1 protein-coding gene is annotated in these 1,666 nt (G+C 38.5%); it reads left to right on the top strand.

Annotation, left to right across the window (positions count from 1 at the left end; all coding sequences use genetic code 11):
* Positions 1–267: 267 nt before the first annotated feature.
* Positions 268–1,482 carry an IS110 family RNA-guided transposase gene (locus IV87_RS10770; RefSeq protein WP_143053211.1) on the top strand — a complete coding sequence of 405 codons (1,215 nt, stop codon included), beginning with the start codon at positions 268–270 and terminating at the stop codon, positions 1,480–1,482.
* Positions 1,483–1,666 lie beyond the last annotated feature (184 nt).

Here is a 1,666-nt window from a genome sequence, read left to right as displayed (position 1 = left end):
CGCTTAGATAAACGGACTAACATTAGTGGTGAATCATAATTCGACGGAATTATGGTTCACCACTTTTTCATTCTGTTAAAGTGGTAATGAAGTTGACATGTCGCAGTGGCCTTTGGCGCATCATATGATGACGTCGCAAGATAAACTGGCAACTTCATTTGGTTCACCAATAAGCTCGCTCGAAGTCCGTTGGCTATTAGAAGTCGTGTATTGAAAATTGAGATGAGTGAATCGATGAATACAACTTTGATAAGGTGGTGTTTAAATATGAATGATATCGAAATCATATTTGGCATAGATGTAAGTAAACATAGTTCAAATGTAGCAATTTTAGCCGATGACAGTGTCATTAAAGAATTCAAGATAACTAACGATCGCGTAGGTTATAAAACCCTTGATGACGCTCTTAATAGCTTTAAGTCTCCTAAGGTAATCTTTGAATCTTCTGGTATCTATTCACGAAGTGTTCGGGCGTTTCTCCAAAGAAAAAGTTGGATCTATATCGAAATTAATCCACTAGCAGCCAAGAAAGATATGGACGATTTTCGGCATAGCAAGAATGATCAGCTGGACGCAGTGGCATTAGCCACTGCAATGGCACAGCATCATTACCAACCGACGTTCAGAGAAGCAGGTGTCTATGAAGAACTGCATGATTTAGAGCGAACCTATCAAGAATTCAACGAAGATCTTGTACGGGCCAAGAACCGATTGCATCAGAAGCTTCAGCTCACTTTTCCTGAAGTTGAACAATTTATAAGTACAACAGATGGTGCTTTGTATTGGCACGTTGTACAACAGTTTCCGCATCCAAGTTTTGTATTAGAAACTAAATTATCAGAATTGGCGCAACTAATTTTAAAGGCAACACTCAAGAAGATGAGTGAAAAACGAGCACTTGGCTTAGCCGAGCACCTTAAAGAATTGGCAAATAAATCCGCTCCGGCAGTTAGTAGTGATGCGTGCGTAGTTAGCTCTGTCGTTTACTTGGCTGGTGAAATCGAACGTCTCAATGATAAAAAAGACGAAACCATTAATGAAATGTCTCAAATTTCAGTGTCGCTCAATGAGCTTCCCATATTGCAATCAATTCCAGGCTTCGGTATAAAAACAGCAGTTTGTCTTCTAGCTGAACTCGGTGATATTAGTCGATTCCATAGTTCTAATGCCATTAATGCATATGTTGGAATTGACTTGATCCAATACCAATCTGGCGACTATGAGATGGAACAGCACATCCGAAAACGTGGGAATTCATACGCTCGGAAAATATTGTTCAAGGCTGTTTTGAGTATGGTGTGTGCGGCCAGATATCATCCATCCAACGTCAGTATTCTTTATCAACGAAAAAAGCAATCTTCCAGTGAAACACACAATAAGAAGATTGCCATAGCAGCGATGGGACGGCTCATTAGAACCATCTACCACCTAATTAAGAATAATGAATTGTATGATTCCAGAAAGTGCCTACCACAACACTAATATACAACTCATTTAAACTTATTATATCACCTCAAAAAGTTCAAACGTCTGAGGTGTTTTTGTTGTGTCTTAAATATTAATTTATCAGTCCAAAAACAGTAATCTTAGGCTAAGAATAAATAAATAATTAAAAGAGTTACGGATATCAAAGGTTTCTCTTGACTAATGGTAGAAAAGGCCGAGC

This window comes from Pediococcus ethanolidurans (assembly GCF_001437405.1).
GTDB classification, from domain to species: domain Bacteria; phylum Bacillota; class Bacilli; order Lactobacillales; family Lactobacillaceae; genus Pediococcus; species Pediococcus ethanolidurans.
Note: the sequence above shows the minus strand (reverse complement) of the source record. Positions and strands in the feature narration are given on the sequence as shown.